Origin of the sequence: Chryseobacterium scophthalmum (assembly GCF_900143185.1) — a bacterium.
Classification (GTDB): domain Bacteria; phylum Bacteroidota; class Bacteroidia; order Flavobacteriales; family Weeksellaceae; genus Chryseobacterium; species Chryseobacterium scophthalmum.
In genome coordinates, this window is record NZ_FSRQ01000001.1 from 866,191 (window position 1) to 887,276 (window position 21,086).

At 33.0% G+C, this 21,086-nt stretch carries 18 protein-coding genes; 7 read left to right on the top strand and 11 right to left on the bottom strand.

The genetic code is table 11. The annotated features are described in order from the left end of the window. Window positions 1-3: 3 nt before the first annotated feature. Together BUR17_RS04000 and BUR17_RS04005 are read left to right on the top strand one after the other, a co-directional pair. Window positions 4-2,199, top strand: a complete 2,196-nt coding sequence (locus BUR17_RS04000) for an ATP-binding protein (RefSeq protein ID WP_074230222.1) — start codon at window positions 4-6, stop codon at window positions 2,197-2,199. Beyond that, window positions 2,196-2,825, top strand: coding sequence for a response regulator transcription factor (locus BUR17_RS04005; RefSeq protein WP_074228997.1), 630 nt, complete (start codon window positions 2,196-2,198; stop codon window positions 2,823-2,825). Before BUR17_RS04000 ends, BUR17_RS04005 begins: the two co-directional genes overlap by 4 nt. Window positions 2,826-2,908: 83 nt before the next feature. On the opposite strand, the gene BUR17_RS04010 is transcribed toward BUR17_RS04005, so the two are convergent. Together BUR17_RS04010 and BUR17_RS04015 are read right to left on the bottom strand one after the other, a co-directional pair. Continuing rightward, window positions 2,909-3,475, bottom strand: a complete 567-nt coding sequence (locus BUR17_RS04010) for a hypothetical protein (protein ID WP_074228999.1) — start codon at window positions 3,473-3,475, stop codon at window positions 2,909-2,911. 100 nt (window positions 3,476-3,575) lie between these two features. Further along, complete coding sequence (locus tag BUR17_RS04015) at window positions 3,576-4,652, bottom strand: resolvase (protein ID WP_074229001.1); 1,077 nt, start codon at window positions 4,650-4,652, stop codon at window positions 3,576-3,578. A 160-nt stretch (window positions 4,653-4,812) separates the two neighbouring features. Between BUR17_RS04015 and BUR17_RS04020 the strand changes: the two genes are divergently transcribed. Next, window positions 4,813-5,373, top strand: a complete 561-nt coding sequence (locus BUR17_RS04020; RefSeq protein ID WP_074229003.1) for a hypothetical protein — start codon at window positions 4,813-4,815, stop codon at window positions 5,371-5,373. Window positions 5,374-5,702: 329 nt separating this feature from the next. Here BUR17_RS04020 and BUR17_RS04025 read toward each other — a convergent pair whose 3' ends face one another. The 7 genes from BUR17_RS04025 to BUR17_RS04055 all read right to left on the bottom strand — a co-directional run bounded on the left by BUR17_RS04025 (window position 5,703) and on the right by BUR17_RS04055 (window position 13,816). Further along, a complete protein-coding gene (locus tag BUR17_RS04025) occupies window positions 5,703-6,278 on the bottom strand; it encodes a Crp/Fnr family transcriptional regulator (RefSeq protein ID WP_074229005.1) in 576 nt (191 codons plus the stop codon). 128 nt (window positions 6,279-6,406) lie between these two features. After that, window positions 6,407-6,736, bottom strand: a complete 330-nt coding sequence (locus tag BUR17_RS04030) for a hypothetical protein (RefSeq protein ID WP_074229007.1) — start codon at window positions 6,734-6,736, stop codon at window positions 6,407-6,409. A gap of 166 nt (window positions 6,737-6,902) precedes the next feature. Then, entirely contained in the window at window positions 6,903-9,305 is a 2,403-nt protein-coding gene (locus BUR17_RS04035; protein WP_074229009.1) for an alpha/beta hydrolase family protein, read from the bottom strand. Window positions 9,306-9,389: 84 nt separating this feature from the next. After that, window positions 9,390-10,568 (bottom strand): aminotransferase class V-fold PLP-dependent enzyme, encoded by a 1,179-nt coding sequence (locus tag BUR17_RS04040; RefSeq protein WP_074229011.1) that lies wholly within the window; start codon window positions 10,566-10,568, stop codon window positions 9,390-9,392. Window positions 10,569-10,744: 176 nt separating this feature from the next. After that, complete coding sequence (locus tag BUR17_RS04045; protein WP_074229013.1) at window positions 10,745-11,890, bottom strand: hypothetical protein; 1,146 nt, start codon at window positions 11,888-11,890, stop codon at window positions 10,745-10,747. A 36-nt stretch (window positions 11,891-11,926) separates the two neighbouring features. Beyond that, window positions 11,927-12,820: a TssN family type VI secretion system protein gene (locus BUR17_RS04050; RefSeq protein WP_074229015.1), complete on the bottom strand. Its 894-nt coding sequence runs from the start codon at window positions 12,818-12,820 to the stop codon at window positions 11,927-11,929. A 54-nt stretch (window positions 12,821-12,874) separates the two neighbouring features. After that, the gene (locus tag BUR17_RS04055; RefSeq protein WP_074229017.1) at window positions 12,875-13,816 is read right to left on the bottom strand and encodes a type VI secretion system baseplate subunit TssG; all 942 of its coding nucleotides are present in this window, start codon (window positions 13,814-13,816) and stop codon (window positions 12,875-12,877) included. Window positions 13,817-14,108: 292 nt separating this feature from the next. Here BUR17_RS04055 and BUR17_RS04060 point away from each other — a divergent pair, with 292 nt between their 5' ends. The 4 genes from BUR17_RS04060 to BUR17_RS04075 all read left to right on the top strand — a co-directional run bounded on the left by BUR17_RS04060 (window position 14,109) and on the right by BUR17_RS04075 (window position 18,228). Beyond that, window positions 14,109-14,900: a S1/P1 nuclease gene (locus BUR17_RS04060; protein WP_074229019.1), complete on the top strand. Its 792-nt coding sequence runs from the start codon at window positions 14,109-14,111 to the stop codon at window positions 14,898-14,900. Between the two features lie 438 nt (window positions 14,901-15,338). Continuing rightward, on the top strand, window positions 15,339-16,205 hold the full coding sequence (locus tag BUR17_RS04065) for a sigma-70 family RNA polymerase sigma factor (RefSeq protein ID WP_034757900.1): 867 nt from the start codon (window positions 15,339-15,341) through the stop codon (window positions 16,203-16,205). Window positions 16,206-16,427: 222 nt separating this feature from the next. Then, window positions 16,428-17,015 (top strand): hypothetical protein, encoded by a 588-nt coding sequence (locus tag BUR17_RS04070; protein ID WP_074229021.1) that lies wholly within the window; start codon window positions 16,428-16,430, stop codon window positions 17,013-17,015. Window positions 17,016-17,109: 94 nt separating this feature from the next. Next, on the top strand, window positions 17,110-18,228 hold the full coding sequence (locus BUR17_RS04075) for an FAD-dependent monooxygenase (protein WP_074229023.1): 1,119 nt from the start codon (window positions 17,110-17,112) through the stop codon (window positions 18,226-18,228). Window positions 18,229-18,263: 35 nt separating this feature from the next. Here BUR17_RS04075 and BUR17_RS04080 read toward each other — a convergent pair whose 3' ends face one another. Next, the gene (locus BUR17_RS04080; protein WP_074229025.1) at window positions 18,264-18,737 is read right to left on the bottom strand and encodes a DUF3347 domain-containing protein; all 474 of its coding nucleotides are present in this window, start codon (window positions 18,735-18,737) and stop codon (window positions 18,264-18,266) included. A 106-nt stretch (window positions 18,738-18,843) separates the two neighbouring features. After that, window positions 18,844-21,072, bottom strand: a complete 2,229-nt coding sequence (locus BUR17_RS04085; RefSeq protein WP_074229027.1) for a TonB-dependent receptor plug domain-containing protein — start codon at window positions 21,070-21,072, stop codon at window positions 18,844-18,846. Window positions 21,073-21,086: the final 14 nt, after the last annotated feature.

Genomic DNA, 21,086 nt, shown 5'->3' on the forward strand with positions numbered 1-21,086 from the left:
TTCATATTTATTTTACTTATTTTTCCTTTTTTTACTCAGGCACAAGATGTTTTAAGCAAATTAGAGAAGGAATACAACAACGCTTCAAACAACACAACAGAGCAGCTAAATCTAGCTCCAAAATATGCCAAAGCATTGTTTTTACATAACGTAAAATCAAAATCCTACCAAATTTTAGAAACTAATATTGCCATTGCAAAAAAGCAAACTGAAGGAAAATACGCCACTATTTTATATGCTGTTCAAGCCATGAATTATCGTCTTGATAATAAAGGAAACGAAGCCTTAAAAAGCCTCGATATGGCAAATGCGTATAGCTTAAAAACGAACAATAACGAAGCTAAAGGCTACTTTCAGTATGCAAAAGGCTGGATTTTAATACGCAATAATAAAACAACCGATGCCGTTGCTGCTTACCTGAAAGCTATTGATTATTATGAAAATTCAACAACGACCTCAACACTGTATGGAAGATTTGCTACCGTAGTCAAAGAATTGTCTACCATTTACTCTAACCTCAATGAATATCAGCTTGAAGAAAAATACAGCAAGCAGTTTTTATTGTTGGCATCCAGACAAAATGATCCTAATCTTACCTTTGATGCTTTAATGCGAATGGGTTATGTGTATGAACAAAAATATGCTCAAAATCCATCAAATTTAGATTTTAGAAATAAAGCAGAACAGTATTATCTGCAGTCTGTCAAAACTTTCAACAAAAACAAAGAGGCGATGCTCAGCAAGACCAATCTTTCTTATGCAGCCATCAATTTAGCTAATTTATATACTGATTTTGATAGAGATAAGGCGATGCAATATGCCAAATTGGCTAACAATGAGAGTCTGGAAACAGGTGATGCGATTCATATCGCTTCTTCATTTGGAATTTTGGCGGAGTTAGCTATTCAGGATAAGAATTATGATCTGGCAAAGTCTTACTTTCTGAAAGCTTCCATGGAAATCGGGAAAAGTCCGGTTAGAGATCATAATATAGAATTGTCTATTCTCGAATCGTTATCCCGAATTAGCGAGCAGCAAGGTAATTACGAAGAAGCGCTGACTTATTATAAAAGTTATGTAGACAAATACAAAAGCGTCTACGATCAGGAAAAACTGGATGTTACAAAAAGATTAGAATCACAGTTTGATAAAGAACGACAGGAACAAAAGTACATAAAGCTACAATTGGAAAGTGATAAAAAAGCGCAACAGATTAAGCTGATCAATATTCTTCGCGCAAAGCGTGAACAGGTTTACAGCAACTTAAAACTGGTGGAAGAAAATCAGCGGGAACGGTTAAAATTTTCAGAACTCGAATCTGAAAAAAGAGCGCAACAGCTTCGTTTATCAAAACTAGAAACCGAACAAAAGAACAATGACATTAGCAATTATAAAAAGCTTTTGACCTTCAAAGAAAAGATCAACACCTACTCTATTGTTTTTATTATCATCTCAATAGCTTTAATCATCTTGTTACTTTATGCTTATAAACAGCGTGCAAAGTCGATGAAACAAAGAGACGAACTGCATGCTTTAGCCATGGAAAAAGAAAAACAAAATTCAAAAATTTCTACACTTACGGCGTTGCTTGAAGGTCAGGAACAGGAACGCGGTCGTTTAGCCCGCGATCTTCACGACGGATTGGGCGGTTTGCTTTCGGGAACCAAACTTCAATTATCTTATTTAAATCCTCATCAATCTGAAAATATAGAAGAAGGAATTTCAAAATCAATCAGCCAAATTGATGGCGCTGTAGAAGAACTGAGACGTGTAGCACATAATCTGATGCCTGATCTTCTAATGAAATATGGTTTGAAAGTGGGTATTCAGGAGTTTGCTTCACGGATGTCAAATACCGCATTAGAAATCCATACCGAATTTATCAATTACAGCAATTCTCTATCAGAAGAAAAGCAACTGATAGTATACAGAATCATTCAGGAACTCGTCAACAACGCAATAAAACATGCCCAAACTTCCGAAATTATTATTCAGATAAGCGAAGAAGAAAATGTATTAAACCTCACTGTAGAAGATAACGGCCAAGGTTTTGACCCAAAAAGTTTAAACCTAAAAAAAACAGCAGGTATTCATAATATAGAATCAAGAGTTCAGTTTTTAAAAGGAACAATGAACATCAGATCTGAAATGAATATTGGTACCAGTGTAGAACTTCAAATTCCGATTAATCAATCATGATAAAAGTAGCGATAACAGATGATCACCCTCTTCTATTGGAAGGTCTGAAAAATATTTTAGGAAACAGCAATACGATAGATGTAGTAGATTGTTTTAAAAGTGTTTCGGAAATGAATGCACGACTGGCAAAACAAGCAGTCGATATTTTGTTGCTGGACATCAATCTGGTAGACACCAACAGCATCGAACTTATAAAACCTTTAAAGAAAAAGTATAAAAATCTACAGATTATTATGCTCAGCGTTCACAACGAACTGCCTGTAATTAATAGTACTTTGGCTGAAGGCGCTTTGGGATACATTCAAAAAAATGCTTCAGTTTCTGAAATTCTGGAAGGTATTACTACCGTATATTCCGGCGAAAGGTTTTTATGCTCTCAAACCAAGTTAGTATTGGAAAAAAAATCAGCGGATGGACTCAATCAGGTTCCTAAATTAACCCGAAGAGAAAAGGAAATTTTAGCCGAAGCAGCAAAAGGACTTACGACCAATCAAATGGCAGAAAAGCTTTTTATCAGTCCGCACACCGTAGAAAGTCACAGAAAAAATCTTATTGAAAAATTTCAAACTTCTAATCTTAGCTCAGCGATTAAATTAGCTATTGAATACGGTTTGATCATCGAATAAAAATATTCGCCTAACAAAAAGGTCTGCTTTCATCATGTAAGCAGACCTTTTTTTATATAATCAAATAATTGGATGTGTAATCATTAATCTTCAAATTTCAACTCAGCCTGAAATAGATTTTTCTTTCCTATCAGATCATATTCTTCGTTATATGTTGGCTCATACATCAATATATAAGCATTTCCATTAAAATCTTTTAAATCTATTGCCTGATCAACCATGATGTCATAAAATCTTGTAATGGTACGTGTTGCAGTCCATTGTTTGGAATTTCCTTTAGGATTTTGATCAAACCTATGATCTTTTGCATCATTGTAATACCAATAAGACGGCGCCTGATCCATTAAAAACAATTCTTTGTCTTTGTTAAATAATTCTTCAGCCATTCCTGTGTTCTGAAACCACGGCACATCGGGATTGTAAATACCTAAAGCGGATGTGTAAATATCTTTATTCATAGTCGCTCCAATTAAAAATCCATCGAGATTGTTGGACGTGATTTCAAATAGAAAAGTCGATTTTTTCAGCACATAAACATCATTTACAGGTTTAATTACTTTTCCGTCTTGTTTAATAATTACTTTTAACGATTGTGCGAAAGTCATTAGACTTAATAAAGAAAAAAGGATGGTTAAACTTATTTTTTTCATTGTTTATCTTTAAATAATTGAAGCAAAGATATTAGACTTTACCTCGATAAACACTGGCTGATTTCAGGGGTTTTTGTTTTATTTCAAACGCATTTTGGATTTAAAATAGATTAGCTTTTAACTGAATTTTGATATAAGCAGCTTTCTGTTTTTTACCTTTTGAAGAAGCTGAATTGAGTGGATAAACCTCAGCATAAAAAGTATCGTTCGCTGTCCAGAATGCCTTTTTCTCATCAGCAATTTTGAAGTTGGTGAAATTTGCATACAAAAGGTTCTCCTGTCTTTTGGTTTGTAGTAAATATTGGGTGACCACAAAATTACTCCCCACATCATTATTGGATGAAATGTAGGTAACCCAGCTCTTAGTAGGCAGAATCTGTGGATAACCCTGTGTACCCAATTCAAACATGGGTGCATTTTTTATATTGTAAAAAGAATAGAAAGAATCTACGGCTTCATCAGTATTTTCTTTGAAAACCTCCAGATTTAAGAAAGGTGATTGTCCTACATATTCATTAGCAAGTGGACCCGTTTCAGTAGATATATCTTCACGTTGGGTAATGATTATTTTTTTACCGTTTTCATTATATATCCAATTATTATCTTTCAGCGTTATATTCGGATTTTTTACCAATGCTTCACCGATTCGGTTTTTTGAGCTTGCTTTAAATTCATGCTCTGAAATCTCGGCAATTGTACCAAACTTTTCAAAAGATTTATTATTAAAATCGTCAGACTCTTTAAAAGTACTGCTTCTGATTTCATAAAGATTTGCTCCTTTTAAAGTTAAATCAAATGCAGCGGTGAACTCAGACTTCAAAACAAAAGCTTCGATGCTGTTCGAAATATTATTATCAATACTGTAATGAATGGAATAAAAATCATCAAACTCCTCAAAACCATAAAAATTATCTAGTTTATGATTAGCTTTTTTCAGGTGAGCTGCATCTTTATCGGGAGCTACAAAAAACTGCACAGAATTTAGCTTGGTAAATAATTGGAACGGAACGTCCTGCACATTATCTACACCTTTTATCTTTTTAAAATCTGCAAGGGTAATTATTTTCTGTATAAACTTCGCTTCGGATTTGGCAGTTTCTGATATTTTATCTTTCGGATTACACCCCACAAAGACAACAATCATTGATGATATAATAAACTGATAAGAGATTTTCATTTTCTATATTTTCGGCCAAAGGTATCGGTATTCACAGTAGCGACCAACAAAACCACTTCATATAAGGAATAAATGGCTGAAAACAGGGATATTTTAAATGCTGTATTTTAGAGAATTTTACAAATGATAAATTTGGTATTTTTAAAATTATTTTACGAGTATGAAAAATGTAATAATCAGTTGTTCAGTTGTGATAGCTTTGTTAGCTTCTTGTTCACCTGCTACAGACAAAAAAGTGGACAAAATAGATTCTTTAAGAACAAAAGCAGACACCATCACTACATCTGCTTCGGAAAAGAATATCACAGCAGATTCAGAGTTACCAAGTGATCTTTCAGACTTAATTCCTATTGATGTATTGGATAGCAAAAGCACCAATGTGTATGAAAAATATGGTATTGAATTCTCCGGAAATTGTTATTCATGCGATTTAGCAAGCTTATCTGTAACAAAAAACAAAATAATATGGACGAACGTCTGTGATGAAAATGATACTTTTGAAATCAATAATTTGTCATTCTTTAACGAAGGAAACAAAACCATTATAAAAACATCAGAACGAACTTATACTTTAGCTAAAATAGATAAAGCTCCGGTTTACGAGTTGGTTATAGAAGGTGAAAAGTTAGACTTGAAAAACAAAAGAATATCAAAATATTTTACAATCAAAAAAGCTTTGCCTCTTTTCAAAGAACATGACTGTGGCGATTTTGAAGGTTAATTCATCATTTAGAAATGAATAAATCTATACAATCAAAAAGCCATACTTTACAGAATTATAATACTAAAAGCCAGGACGATTTTTTTCATAAATCGGAGGGCAAAACCAAAAAACAAAACACATTCTATATAAAGCTCCCTCAATATTCCATCTCACCAGAGTAGAGAATATGATTTATCTGAAACTCAGTAGCTCTTGGCTTTACGTATTTTGAACACTTTCTCCGTAACCTGAATAAGCAAGGATTGTATCTTAAAAAATATTCAAAGCTGGTATTTTCACCAGCTTTTTTGTTTTGAATTTCGAAAAAATAAATCTTTGGATTTAATTTACACCTTCTTTTTCTTTTCATAATCTTTTATGGCTTTGGTAAGACTTTTTACAGTTGTTCCCAAATAGGAAGCCATATCTTCTTTTGAAATTTTCATTTCTTTTGCTTTTAAATCGAGAAGTTGAGACAGCGTATGTTCTGTAGCGTGAAGTTGCTGATAAGAAGATCGGTTTGAGGTGTTCGCAATACGTTCTGCAAAAACATCCAACAGTAAATTGTTTAAATTAAGATCACTTTTAATCAACGACTGGAAATACGGAATCGTTATGGTAAATACAGTAACCTCAGTAATCGCTTCAATGCTGCAGATACACGGAACATTTTTCATCATCTCTATTTCTCCAAGAATTTCTCCTTTTCCCAAAAACTCAACAATGTATTCCTCATCACTTTCTTCTGTAAAAAAGCATTTGGTAATTCCGCTTTTAATAAGCATTATTTTGTCGGAAACTTCGCCTTGTGTCAATAATTTTTCGTCTTTTTCGAAGGATTCTAAAATAATATTTCCTTTATGTTCCTGATTATGGAAAAGTATCTCAAGATAATTTAGAAATGGTTGGTTCGTTCTTAACATTATTTTTATTTCAGATAGACACCTTTCGGAATCTGTTATTTATACTCACTTTTATCAGCAGAAAATTACAAAAACTAAAATGAATAGAATATGAATTATTCTATAAAAAAAGATTAAAGAAACAGTTTTTAAGATTTATAATTTTTAAAACAATCTTCTAATTCGGGATTATCTTTCCATCCTCCAGATTCAGTCATAGAAATAATAATCATCTTTTTGAAATCTTCCAATTCAGCTGTTCCTCCTTTGACCACTGCACCTTCCCATGGACTTTTGTCACTAGAAAGTAAATATTCGATAATGAACTCATTATAGTATTTAGATTTATAACCAACAAGTGAAACATAGTAATCTTCGCTGTTATTATTATTGAACAAAAGCAGATGGGAATGTGATGTTAATCCATAAATAACGGTATTTTTAAAGCATACATTCAAAAATTCCAATACTTCTAACATTGGTGTTCCAACATCTCCGAATGTATCTTCAGGTTTAGGAATAAATTCCTTATAAAAATCTTCAAGTGTTTGTTTTTTTGTTCTGAACGTCTTATGATTGGCATGTTTTCAATTTTAATACAAATAAAATAAAAAACTCGCTCCTAAGAACGAGTTTTAAATATAATTATTTCTTCAAACATTTTTCCAGGAACTGATCTTGTTCCCAAAGCAAATGCAGAATATTTTCTTTGGCTGCATAACCATGAGATTCTTTTGGAAGAAGAACCATTTTCACAGGCGCTCCGAGGTTTTTTAAAGCCTGAAAATATCTTTCGGTCTGCAAAGTAAAAGTTCCGGGATTGTTATCGGCATCACCATGCACCAATAACATTGGAGTTTTCATTTTATCAGCATTCATAAATGGTGACATTTTGTTGTAAATTTCCGGAACATCCCAATAGTTTCTTTGCTCACTTTGGAAACCAAAAGGCGTTAATGTTCTGTTGTACGCTCCACTTCTTGCAATTCCACACGCATAATCTTTAGAATGTGTTAAAAGATTTGCCGTCATAAAAGCTCCGTAAGAATGTCCTCCAACTGCAACTTTTGTTCTGTCGATATACCCTAACTGATCTACCGCATCAATCGCAGCTTTTCCGTTAGCAACCAACTGTGGAATGAAAGTATCATTCGGCTCTGTTTTTCCTTCTCCGATAATTGGGAATGCAGCATCATCAAGCACAGCATATCCTTTTGCCGTCCAATACACAAAAGAACCGTAATATGGGAAGGTAAAATCGTTTGGATTCTGAGTATTTTGTCCTGCAGTATTTTTGTCTTTATATTCTGTAGGATAAGCCCAGATTAATAAAGGTAACTTTTCTTTTTTAGCTTTTCTGTCGTAGTTTGCCGGCAAATAAAGTGTTCCTGTTAAAGTAACTCCGTCATTTCTTTTGTAAGTAATCACTTCTTTATAAACATCTTTAATGCTTTCAAAAGGATTGGCAAAATTGGTTACCGCTTCTGTTTTATTAGATTTAATATTTTTCTTAAAATAATTCGGATACTGACTTGCCGACTGCTGAATCGTCAACACCTCTCCTTTTGCAGGATTGATAATATCGATGATTTCTTCTTTAGCATTTTTAAGATTTGAAGTGTAAAGTCTTTTCTTTTTCAAAGATTTCATATCCATTTCATCGATGAAAGGATGTTGACCATCTTTTGTAAATCCGTCTCCAATAAGATAAGATTTCTCCCCTTTCATATCTACAACATATCTTCCGAAGTCATTTTTTGTGGTGTTAAAATTTCCGGGATCACTGTAGACATCCTGATAATTTCTATCTTCTATTACTTCAGATTTACCTGTATTTAAATCAACTAAATAAGATTTTGTATTTCTTGTATCGTACCAACTTTCACCAACGATAGCATAGTGATTGTTGGTCCAGCTTACACCACCGTATCTTTGTTTGGTTTTAAAGAAAGATTTTGGTTGAGCTGTAAATGGAGCTTCCCAAGTGAAAACTTCGTCTCTGAAATCAACAGTTTTCGACTGATCTCCACCATCCAAAGCTTCAGCGTAAACCAAAGTTGCGGGTTGATCGGCTCTCCAACCCATATCTCTTTTTCCGGTTCTTACAGATGAAAAACCTTTCGGCATTATTTCATTTAAAGGAACTTCATTCACTACTTTTACTGCGTTTCCTTTTGCATCATAAACTGTAGTGGTCATTGGAAATCTGTTGAGCGGAACGATGTATGAAAAAGGTTTTTTAATCGTCGTCAACATCAGGTAATTTCCATTGGGAGAATAACTTATTCCGGAATATAAATCCTGATCTTTTATCTTTTTTAAACCTCCGTTTAAATCTACGTTATATAATTCTGAAGCGGTAAGAATTTCAAAATTCTTTTCATCCTGTGGATTTTTAAGCAAATCCTGATACGTTCTGTTTTGAGAAACTTTTCCATCTGCTGTTGAAACAATTGGCCCTGTTGGAAGATCTTTTGAAGAATCTGTTAGTTTGGGTCTGTTTTCAGGAAGAACTTTAATCAAGAAGCTTTGAGAGTCTTTCATCCAGTTGTACGGATTTCCCAAATTGGCATTCAAATTATCTTTGGTAATTTTTTTTGCCGTTGCCGTTTCAAGATCAACGATCCAAAGCTCAACTCCTTTATCAGTAGTATGTGTAAAAGCCAGCTTTTTCTCATCCGGTGAAAATGCGGTGTTGCTGATTTTCGGATTTGCAGGCAAATTTTTAACCTGAACCTCCGTTTTATCATTCATTTTACGCACTTTCAGATTGTTCGAATACGTTACCGTGCTTGAAATATTGGTTACCGGATTGATTCTTAATCCTCCCAATTTCATTTCCTGTTGATTGAGATCGTCTAACGTTTTATAGGTTGGTCGATACACAAAAACAACCCAATCTTTTTTAGAATTGGTCAAAACACTTGGCGGTCGGTCATAATCTGCAAGCTTTAAAATTTCTGCAGACGGTTTCTGATACGAGATATTTTCCTGAGCTTCATAGAAATTAAGAAACGCAAGAAGACAGATGGTCAATTTGATCTTCATTATCTTTTTGATTTTTCACGAATTTAATGAAAGTTTCGAATCAAAAAAAATCTATCTATTTATCTTTTAGAAATTGTTGAAATATTATTTCAAACTCTTGTGTAAAATATCAGAAACCTTTTCAATTTCTTCTAAAGTATTAAAATAATGAGGTGAAAGTCTTACTGCACCATCAACCTTCTTATCTGTAAAATCAATCAATGCTGAATTTTTATAGCTTACAGAGAAGAAAACATTATTTTCTTTCAAAACTTTCTGAATATTATCCAAATCATTATCAGGTCCGCAAAAAGTAACAATACTGCTTAAGTTTTTTCCTATATCTAAAACTTTAAAACCACCTTTTTCAAGATTCTTTCTAAGTGTTTCAGCTAATTTTTTGTTATAATTTTCTATATTATTTAAACCAATAATATTGGCATATTTTACAGCTTCCATCATTCCTAAAACAGCAGCGTAAGAAACTTCCCAATGTTCAAATCTCTTGGCTGTTTTAAACAATTCGTAATTATTGTATTCCGACCAATGCGCACCTCTCATATCCAACAAAATCGGTGCATAATCCTGTTCTAAAACTCTGTCTGAAACATATAGAAATCCACTTCCTCTTGCTCCTCTCATAAATTTTCTTCCAGTTGCGGTTAAAAAATCACAACCTATTTTTTCTACATCAACAACCATTTGTCCAACCGATTGGCAACAATCTGCTAAATACAAAATATCATATTGACGGCAGATTTTACCAACCGCTTCAATATCCTGAATCAATCCTGAATTGGTCGGAATATGAGTCACTGCAACCAGTTTTGGCTGATGTTCTTTGATTAAATTTTCAAGGTCTTCTAAATCTAATTCGTTATTCTCCAGTTTTTTAATTCGGATAATCTTTACGTTTAATCTTTTTTGAAGTGAAATAAATGTAATCTGATTAGAAATATAATCATCAACCGTGGTAATAACTGTATCTCCTTCTTTAAAAATAATACTTGAAAGCGCTTTTGAAAATGCTTCTGTTGCACTTGTCATAAAAGCAATATTTGAAGGTTTACAATTGATGAGTTTTGCAGTTTCGGTATAGAAATTTTCAAGCAATTCTGCATTTTTATTGGCTACTTCATATCCTCCAAACTGCTCTTCTTGTTGAAGATAATCAATCATAGATTCTACCACAATATTAGGCATTAAAGATGAACCGGCATTATTAAAGAATAATTTTCCGTCTGATAATCCTCTTATTTCCTGTCTTATTTTATCTGTATTCATTTTTTTTACTATTATATTTTAGCTATAAAACCTGTATAATCTGCGTGAATTATATGTTATCCCACTTATTACACAGATGTTCACAGATGATAATTTACTTTAAACGTAACAATTTTATACAAAAAATCCCGAATTTGAAGTATCGGGATTTATTTATTTTTAAAATTATTTTTTTATTAGTCTAAAACACTCCAACCTCTTTTCGGATTGGTGTTTGAAGACACTTCCTGCTCGTTAACAATAATGTTTTCTCTTCTTTGCCCGATGTAATCCAACTCGCTCAGTTTTGAGAAAATAGTTTCCAGACTTCTCAACATTTGACTGATGTATAATAGCGGTTCACCGGAATTGTGATGATCATAATTGGTTTCTGCAACAGTAGAAAGTTGATTTAATAAAGTATGTGGTGCAATTTCGCTCCATTCCAAACTATAATTCAGCATTTCTTCCAATTCTCCGGGAACTAAAACTTGTGTTGAATTATACATTCTTAAAGCTAATGTGGCAAAAGTTTCGATCAAGAAAACCGGTGGTTGATACGGAATAATATTTCTGAACTGAAAATACATATCTCCAAAAGTACTTACCAAAACATTACACAAAGCTTTTACATTCAATGCTAAAGCTGTATTCTGATTTTTATGCGAAGCTTTCTGAATGATTTTGAAAGCATATTGCTGTAAGTTTCCAATAGATTTTGCAAATCCATTGTAATAATCAATTAAAACCGGATGACTCTGAATCGATGTACACGGTGGAATAAAATTAGTATTTACTTGTGCAATATTTCCTTTAAAATCTACCTTTCCAACAACCAAATAATTTCCTCCCGAATGATTACTGTTCAGTGAACTTATCGGAAGCAATTCAATGTGATAATTAGCGTGTGAATTGGGATGTCTAGGTGGAATTTCTTCAGGATCAATATCTCCAAAAGGTACTTTATCAAACGGATTTACAGATATCAAAATATAATATTCTCCATCCATTTGGTTTTCATCAAGATTTAAAGATTTAGCCAGAGATTTTACGCTCACTCTCCTGTCTTTTAGCTCCAATCTGTAACCTGCCAAAGTTACAGCACTACAATTTTTGATAAATAACTGTACATCATTGGTTGCTGTATTATGAACATCAAAAATAGTTTTATCGGTAAACTCGTTTGACAAAGGCAGCAAACCGTAGTTATAATTGGTAATCCCAAGAGAATTTCCATCTCTTATCGTATCTATTAAAAAATTATCCTGATCGTTGAGATGTCTCTGCGAAACTTTCATTCCATCAACCCAGTTGATAGCAAAATGTTTTATGGGCTGTATCATATTGTAATACTTTTATTTGTGTGATTTTGATTTGATTTATTTTTTTCCTTCTTCTTCGTGCTGAATAACTCTTTTGCAGATTACTACTTCATTTTCTGAAATGGTATTCGTCGTAATATCCTGATCGAAATCGATGTATTTTCTAAAGCTGAAAAATGATTTCTTGGTATAAAAAATCCAGTAATAAGATTCTTTGTGTTCGTCTGTTAAATGAATAACAGATTTAGGATTTTTGTGATTGTAATCGTCAACGACACGGAAAAACCAGTCTCCGAAGGTTACTCCTGTCGGTAAAGTTTTAGCCTTAATTCTAAAACGGTTTGCATCTTCGAGGTTTTTACTCAATTCAACATTTAAAACCATTAAACGGTCAAAGTCTGCTCCGTCAAAATCCGGTGGTTTCTGATCTGGAGAATACCTCCACGTTTTATAAATATCAACCGGAATACTGATAAACTGAATATAACAGTAATAAAAAACCATCGGTACAAAAAATATAAGGACGCTGGTTGCAGACATTACAGGATATCCTGCTCCTTTGCTGATCCATCCGAAAATCAGAACAAAAAGATAAGCTCCTACCAAAGCACAGGTTACCGATAAAATAGCTTCAAAAGTAATACTTGAAGTCTGCGACTGAAAGTGCTTTCTGAAAAATGTATGCATCAAATTAACATGGATAATCCCGAAAATAAGATAAATAACCTGTGAAATAAGATACCAATACGGATTAAACGAGTTTCCTGAAAAACCAAAAAGCCCAGGTAATGCAAGACACAAACTGCACAAGAGTACATAAATAATAATAACTCTGATTTTTATTGCAGGTTTGTTTTTTCTGATTACCCCTAGAATTACCATCATGATAATAGCAATAAGCGGGACGAAAATATACCTGAAAAATATACCTTTTACTGAAGAAATTTCCATTTATTTCTTTTAATATTTAGTTTGATTGATGAATTGTAAATATAATAAAATATTTTACAGAAAAGTAGAATAACCGAGCCTGTTTGCATTTCTTTGGTCGTCTTCCAGCACAAAAGAATAGTCTTTTTTTTCTGTAATAAAATTTTCTTCAACATCTACAGAAACTGGAAGGCAATAATCGTACAAAGCTTGTAAAACTTTTCTGAAAGGATGCCCCGGAATATAATTTTTCATATCGTCATAAGGAATCGGACCTACATTTACAATCCAGTTTCTTTCACCATCCATATGTTTTCCGCTTGCAATGTAAGTTACTCCCAATCTTGAATTTCCAAGAAGAATAGATGAATCGTCTTCTTTCATTCTGTCGATTTCGTTGGGGGTAAAAGTAATCTCAACGGGAACTTTTAAAAATGCGGTCATGCAACGCTCAAACCATTTTTTATCACCTCTGATATCGTGAAAAAACGGTAAAACATGAAGAAAAATGTAGGCATTCTGCTTATCAAGCATTTTAATAATTGGCCAAAGCTCACTGAAGATCGTAAGAAGCGAATCTGTATCACTCGCCAAATCAAAATCATATTCTTTCAGTAAAGCGCTGATTTCTGTAAAAAAAATCTCTAGTTCAAAAGGTCTGAAAAACTTTCGCGCATCGTCTTCTACTCTTTTCTGCTTACGGATTTCTTTTACAACACTTTCTACATTTTTTCTTGAAGTATTGAGTGATGGCGGATGAAAAATACCCTCCGGAAGATAATCGTAAATACCTTCGCGATATGTTTTTATATTGAGAACTTCCTCGTCAAAACCTAAATAATGACTTGAAATACTTTTAATATCTTTAAGATAAGCTCTGTCGTTTATTCCTATTCTATCAATAAAAATATTGCTTACAGATCTGTGATATTTAAGAAGATTTACAGCAACTGCTTCAGCCTTAAAATCTGTCTGCAGCTTGTTGTAATGCATATCTATTGTGCTGTTGTCGTACATATTTTTTTCCTGTGATCATGTTTGGTATCGTAAAGATAAAATATCTCTTTATATTGAAAAAGTATTTATCTCAAATTTTCATATTTAAAGATGTAATTTAATATAAAATATTGATTTTCTTGTGTATTAATCTTTATTAAAATAGAAATATTTAAAGTTTAAAGGGAATTCCGGCAAGCTTAGAAATAAACTTTACATAAAATTAACAGTGCCTAAACCAACAAAAAAGAATTTTAAAGTCAAATTTCCATAAGGCTGACTTATCTTTGCAATTCGAAAATTATTTAAAGAAATGAAAAGTATTTATTCTAAAATTTTGCTTTTGGCATTCGTTGCAAGTTCAGTGTATTCGTATGCATGGGGATTAACGGGTCACAGAGTGATTGCTGAGATTGCAGAAAATCATCTTTCCGGAAAAGCAAAGAGAGAAATCAGAAAAATGTTGGGGCAGGAAAAAATGGCGTATTGGGCAAACTGGCCAGATTTTATTAAATCTGACACTACAGGTGCCTGGAAACAAGCTTCAGCTTGGCATTATGTAAACATTGATCCACAGACAGATTTTACAGCGTTTGAAAAAGATTTGAAAGCGCAGGCCGGAGCTAATCTTTATTCGCAAATCAAAGTATTATCTAGCCAGATTAAAGATGAAAAAACTTCTGAAAAAGACAGAAAAATTGCTTTAATTTTTCTTATTCACATGATGGGAGATTTGGCACAACCAATGCACACCGGAAGATCGGAGGATCTAGGTGGAAACAAAATTAACGTTACTTATTTTGGAGATAAAACAAATCTTCACTCAGTTTGGGACGGAAAATTAGTAGATTCACAAAAATACAGCTACACAGAATATGCAAAACTTTTAGATATTAAATCTAAGGATGAAGTAAAGCAAATTCAATCTGGAACGTTAGAAAACTGGTTGTACGATTCTCATCAGATAGCTAATAAAATTTATGCTCAAACTCCGGATGGTTCTAAATTATCTTACGATTATCAGTACAAATTTAATGATACAATGGAAAGACAGCTTCTTTACGGAGGTTTAAGATTGGCGAAATTGTTGAATGATTTGTTTTAAGAGTTGATAGTTGATGGTTTTTAGTTGATTGTCAATCTATTTTACATTATAGAGCGGAACTTCGGTTTCGCTTTTTTTGTGGAAGTTCTTCTCCTAAACCTAACAGGTTTTCAAAACCTGTTAGGTTTTTTTTAAAGCGGTAAGTTATCATTAGCCCCGATAGAAACGACATTCTTTTTGGTGGCGGACGGAACGAAGTGGAGACCGCTACCAAAAAGATACAGTGGAAAGCGGGAAAAAGCTCCTTATAAAAAAATTTAAGATTCATTTTTTTGAAAAAACCTATAATTTTTTTATTTCTAAATACAAAGGGTAATAATTTACAACTAAATTCTCAACTTCGTTTTAATTAAATAAAAAATAATTGTAACCTGTGTAACCTTTTTAATGTTTCAAACGTATAATATAATAGCAACTCTATTTTTGAGAATAAAATAAATGAGACAATTAAAAATAACCAAGCAGGTTACCAACAGGGAAACCGCTTCATTAGACAAGTATTTGCAGGAAATTGGTAAAGTAGAACTAATTACGGCAGACGAAGAGGTAGATTTGGCACAAAAAATCCGTGCAGGCGACAGAGTCGCATTGGAAAAATTGATCAAAGCCAACCTTCGTTTCGTAGTTTCAGTATCGAAACAGTACCAAAACCAAGGTCTTTCTTTACCCGATTTAATTAATGAAGGTAACTTAGGATTGATGAAAGCTGCAAAAAGATATGACGAAACCAGAGGTTTCAAATTTATTTCTTACGCGGTTTGGTGGATTCGTCAGTCGATCTTACAGGCTTTGGCAGAGCAGTCTAGAATTGTAAGATTGCCTTTGAACAAAATCGGATCGATCAACAAAATCAACAAAGCTTACGCTCACCTTGAGCAGGAAAACGAAAGACCACCTTCTCCGGAAGAATTGGCTGAAGTTCTTGACATGAGCGAGGAAGATATTAAAGAATCTATGAAAAACTCTGGAAGACATTTGTCTATGGATGCGCCTTTGGTAGAAGGTGAAGATTCTAACCTTTATGACGTTTTACGTTCTGGAGAATCTCCAAGCCCGGATAAAGATTTGATGCTTGAATCTCTTCAAATTGAAATTGAAAGAGCATTAAACACTTTAACTCCGAGAGAGGCTGATTTGGTAAGATTGTATTTCGGATTAAACGGAAAACATCCAATGACTTTGGAAGAAATCGGAGAAACTTTTGATCTTACGAGAGAAAGAGTTCGTCAGATTAAAGAAAAAGCAATCAAGAGACTAAAACATAATACAAGAAGTAAGATTTTGAAGTCTTATTTAGGTAAATAATTTTTAGTTTACATAATTATTAAGCGGAGTTTGATTTTTCAAGCTCCGTTTTTTTATGACAATTTTTTGAGTATCTTCAACTCATTAAAATAATAAATTAACCACCACGTTTGTCATTCAGAACGAAGCGTAGCGAAGTGAAGAATCTCAATATTTTAAATTAAAGAGAACTTTCAGAGATTTCTCCTATCGTCGAAATGACAAACGCAGTAAAAAACAAACATGAAAAAAATAATTATTACCTCTACTCTATTTTTATTCATAATTTCCTGTAAACAAAAAGACACAGAAAATAAAATCGTTGACACAGCAGCCGAAAATACAGAATCAAGTTTCCCAATTAAAAGAATGAGTAACGCTCAAAATATTTTAGATGGAATTTATTCTGAATTAATAAAAAATGATGCTGAACTTCAAAAACTTGACAAAAAAGTTAATGCAATTACCAGCGACAGCAAAATAATGAAGGAACTCTATAGCGATATAATTAATAATTCAAATGATTATTACAACATTGCAGAATCTAATGCAAAGGCGATAAATGATTCTTTACTGAAAAAAGAAATTCTTGCTATTGTAACAAATAGTTCAGAAAAATTCACTCAAAAGAAGATGAAATTTGAAGAACTAGCAAAACAAGTTAACATAAATAATCACAAAATTTATAGTTTTTATCAAGCATTTAAAATCAGAAAAACACTTCCCGAAATTGAAAAATACCAAAATGCTCATCCTTTAAAAACAAATAGCTTAAATAATTTCATCAACAAGCAAAATCAATTATTAAACGAGTTGAAAAATTTTAAATAAATCCTTGCCACAAATGCACGAATTTTCCTAATTATTATTTAAAATTATTCGCGTATTCGTGGCTTATTAATTGAACAAATCTAAAAGCTAATAAATGAATCAAATTTCAATCATCGGAGCCGGAATTGGTGGTTTAACTTTAGGAAATATTCTAAAACAACACCATTTAGATTTTACCATTTATGAATCTGCCCCGGAAATAAAACCTGTCGGAGCCGGAATTATGATGGCTGTGAATGCGATGCAGATCTTTGATAAATTAGGTTTAAAAGAGAAAATTGAAAATGCAGGAAATAAAATTCACGGAATATTTATTACCGATGAAAAGCTAAAAACTATTTCTACGACAAACGTTTTGGCTTTAGAAAAGAAATTCAATTCTTGTAATGTTGCCATTCATAGAGCTGAACTTCAGAATATTTTAGCCGAAAATTTAGGTTTTGAAAATATCAAACTCAATTATTCATTACAGCAAATTCAGAAGAAAAAAAATTATCTTTTAGAGTTTGAAAATGGTTTTAAAACAGAAAGTAAAATCGTTTTCGGAGCCGATGGAATTCATTCTAAAATCAGAAACCAGATTTTTGGGAATGGAAATATCAGAAATGCCGGACAAAAATGTTGGCGTGGTTTAACCGATCTTGAACTTCCCGAAAAATACAACCATCATGCTTTGGAAATCTGGGGAAAAGCAAAACGTTTTGGTTTTGTAAAAATCTCAGCCAAAAAAGTCTATTGGTATGCTTTGGTGAATGAAAATAAATTTAAAGAAAATATTGATTTAACAGAAACCTTCAACGATTTTGATTCTTTGGTTTTGGACATTTTAAAAGCCACAAAACCGGAAAATATTATTCTGAATGATATCATCGACCTTGCTCCTATTCCAAAATGGTATGCTGAAAATCTTTGTTTAATTGGTGATGCAGCTCATGCAACAACTCCAAATACGGGACAAGGCGCTTGTCAGTCGATTGAAGATGCTTATGTGATTGGTAAATTATTAGAAAAAAATCAAAACTTCAATTCTGTTTTTGAAGAATTTCAGAATATCAGAAGAAAAAAAGTAGATACGATTGTTAAAAATAGCTGGACAATCGGTAAAATTTCTCAATGGGAAAAAGGAAATCAACTAAGGAATTTTTTGATGCGTTCGATTCCTGAAAGTATCAATCAGAAAATGGTAGAAAAAGTTTTAAAACTCGAGATATAAAAAAAGAAACTCGAATTGAGTTTCTTTTCATTTAATTATTTTATTTCAGATTTTACCGAACCGCATTTAAGCATCGAACTTCCGTAATAAGGATTTATAATCTGTTTTTCGTTACTCAACCAGCTTCCTTCTGCCATCGGACAATATTGTACAAAAATGGTTTTATCAGAAATTTTGTTTTCTTTAGCAACGGCAATCATTACTTCAGATAATCTGTAAAATGGTTTTCTCTGTGCATCGATATTTTTTGCTGATGAAATTATTTTTGCATCAGATTTTAATGAATTCAACTTTTTCTCGTCTAAAGATTTTGAATTGACTGATGAAGCTGTTTTCAAAAATTCTCCGGCTGCAGCCGATGTCTTCTTAACATCATCAGAAGCTAATGCAGATTTTACAGAAATGTAATTCTGATATAGTTTTGATAATTGAGGGTTAGTTTTCGATTGTGCAGTTACAGATAGAACGGCAAATATTGAAAACAGAAAAGTGATGATATGTTTTTTCATTTTAATTTCACTAATTATGGTTTTTAAAATGCCACGAATGCACGAATCATTTTTAACAAATTAATTATAAAATTCGTGTATTCGTGGCAAAAAACTTTTATATATTTTATTTAAGCTTAAATTCAAGCTTTACATTAAAAAATCTTCCCGTCAAACGTACCGGAACCGGATACATGATACTACTATTCGCATCGGTAATCCATTGATTGGCAATCGTATTATTAATATTAAATGCATTAAAAACCTGCACACCTAAAGTCAATTCATCAAAATTACTTAAGAAACCATAAGTTTGTTTTTTTGCTTCAGCATCTACAAATGCATACGAAAGTCCTAAATCTACTCTCTTGTAAGAAGGCAAGGTTTTCTGATACTGATAAGGATCTGTGAAAACCGGCGCTCCGTTTGGTAATCCCATTGCGTAAGTTAATGTAAGATTTACACGCATTTGCGGGAACTTAGGCATATAATCCTGGTAAAACATTGCAAATCTGAAACGTTGATCTGTCGGTCTCGGAATATTTCCTCTTCCGTCAATATTTTCAAAAACTCTTGCATAACTTGCAGAAAGCCAAGAATCTACACCCGGAACAAATTCTCCGAATAATCTTGTATCAATTCCGTAAGCGTAACCTGAAGCATTATTTTGACCAGAATAGCGAATCCTCACATTATCCATATAATACGGAATTACATTATCCATTTTTTTATAATATAATTCTGTGGTTAGCTTAAATGGTCGGTTTTCAAACTCAAACTCGGTTTCATTCGCTAAAATTGCCTGAATAGATCGTTGAGATTTTATATTAGGATTAAAATTACCATTTAGATCTTTAATTTCTTTATAAAAAGGAGCTTGATAATAAACACCTCCCGAAAGTCTGAACCACATTTCGGTATTCCAGTCAGGTTTTATTGCAAACTGAGCTCTTGGCGAGAAAATAGTCTCATCATTGAAACTCCAGTGTGCAACCCTTGCTCCTCCATTTACCAAAACTTTACTTGCTCCCCAGTAAAACTTCTGAGAATACTGTGCATAAGCTGATAATCTTGTCGGTTGAATATGATTTGCTCCAGAAATACTGTAAAATAAATCTAAATCTGAAGCATCTGGAAATCTAGGATCATCAATCGGATGCGGAATACTGTAACCTGAAGAGTCCACCAATTTCCATTCGTTGGTTAAATCCTGAAGATTTTCTTTTTCATATTTAAAACCTAATTCAATATCGGTATTCACATTCGGTGAAAAACGGGTTCTGAACTGTGTTCCGTATGTTCTTACAAAAAGATCATTTCTTGCATGCTCTATTTGTCCGCCAACATCATAAGACGTTATCGGAGTTCCTGTAATCGGATCAAAAGTCTGCAGAATATAGCTTGATGCAATAGAATAATATTCTCTTTCACGATTCTGATAAGAAAAACTGTCGAGCGTAAATCTCCATTTATCCGACGGCTTGTAGTTTACAGAAAACGTACCCATCATGTTTTTATACTGATCATTTTCTTTACCATTATAAAAAACAGATAGATTGATCGGTTGATTTATCGTTCCAAAATCTACGCTTCTTTCTTTAGGAACCATTTCGTAGTCGTTCTTTGAATAATATCCGATAAATGAAAGTGAAAGTTTACTGTTCACATGATAATTCAGATACGACTGAAAATCGTAATATGTTGGATTAAAATCGGTGTCTTCATTTAAAGTATTCAGAACCAGATTGGTATTTCTGTATCTTCCCGAAAATAAAGCCGTAAATTTTTTGTTTCCGTTTTCATCTTCTTTTCCTGATGCAAAACCTGTGGTTAATCTTCCGCCAATTAAACTCGCTTCACCGGAAAGTTCAAACTTTTTAGGTTCACGATAATAAATATTTAAAGCAGAAGACATTTTATCACCGTATCTCGGCTCAAAACCTCCCGCAGAAAAGTTAACCGCAGAAACCATATCTGGATTGATGATACTTAAACCTTCCTGCTGAGAATTTCTGATCAGGAATGGTCTGTAAATTTCAATATCATTAATGTAGATAAGGTTTTCGTCATAGTTTCCACCACGCACCATATATTGTGAAGAAAGCTCGGTGTTTGAATTTACCGACGGAAGTGTTTTTAGCATTCCTTCTACACCGCCAGAAATACTCGCGACATTTTTGGCATCTTTAGCTGAAATTCTTACTGCAGTAACATCGTTGGTTCTCCCGGTAACTTTTTTCTGGAAAACAACTTCCTCAATATAGGAAACCCTTGTCGTCGTAGTATCTCTTTTTCTTGCTTGTGAGAATACCAAGACAGGTACCATAAGGCTTAGTGGTAAAACTAGTTTTTTCAAAAGGAATTATTTAT

Coding starts and splice junctions, on each gene's coding strand:
- BUR17_RS04065 (WP_034757900.1), top strand. CDS start 15,339: ATGAGACAATTAAAAATAACCAAGCAGGTTACCAACAGGGAAACCGCT.
- BUR17_RS04040 (WP_074229011.1), bottom strand. CDS start 10,568: ATGAATACAGATAAAATAAGACAGGAAATAAGAGGATTATCAGACGGA.
- BUR17_RS04015 (WP_074229001.1), bottom strand. CDS start 4,652: ATGAAAATCTCTTATCAGTTTATTATATCATCAATGATTGTTGTCTTT.
- BUR17_RS04035 (WP_074229009.1), bottom strand. CDS start 9,305: ATGAAGATCAAATTGACCATCTGTCTTCTTGCGTTTCTTAATTTCTAT.
- BUR17_RS04005 (WP_074228997.1), top strand. CDS start 2,196: ATGATAAAAGTAGCGATAACAGATGATCACCCTCTTCTATTGGAAGGT.
- BUR17_RS04025 (WP_074229005.1), bottom strand. CDS start 6,278: ATGTTAAGAACGAACCAACCATTTCTAAATTATCTTGAGATACTTTTC.
- BUR17_RS04050 (WP_074229015.1), bottom strand. CDS start 12,820: ATGGAAATTTCTTCAGTAAAAGGTATATTTTTCAGGTATATTTTCGTC.
- BUR17_RS04070 (WP_074229021.1), top strand. CDS start 16,428: ATGAAAAAAATAATTATTACCTCTACTCTATTTTTATTCATAATTTCC.
- BUR17_RS04030 (WP_074229007.1), bottom strand. CDS start 6,736: ATGTTAGAAGTATTGGAATTTTTGAATGTATGCTTTAAAAATACCGTT.
- BUR17_RS04055 (WP_074229017.1), bottom strand. CDS start 13,816: ATGTACGACAACAGCACAATAGATATGCATTACAACAAGCTGCAGACA.
- BUR17_RS04045 (WP_074229013.1), bottom strand. CDS start 11,890: ATGATACAGCCCATAAAACATTTTGCTATCAACTGGGTTGATGGAATG.
- BUR17_RS04080 (WP_074229025.1), bottom strand. CDS start 18,737: ATGAAAAAACATATCATCACTTTTCTGTTTTCAATATTTGCCGTTCTA.
- BUR17_RS04060 (WP_074229019.1), top strand. CDS start 14,109: ATGAAAAGTATTTATTCTAAAATTTTGCTTTTGGCATTCGTTGCAAGT.
- BUR17_RS04075 (WP_074229023.1), top strand. CDS start 17,110: ATGAATCAAATTTCAATCATCGGAGCCGGAATTGGTGGTTTAACTTTA.
- BUR17_RS04010 (WP_074228999.1), bottom strand. CDS start 3,475: ATGAAAAAAATAAGTTTAACCATCCTTTTTTCTTTATTAAGTCTAATG.
- BUR17_RS04020 (WP_074229003.1), top strand. CDS start 4,813: ATGAAAAATGTAATAATCAGTTGTTCAGTTGTGATAGCTTTGTTAGCT.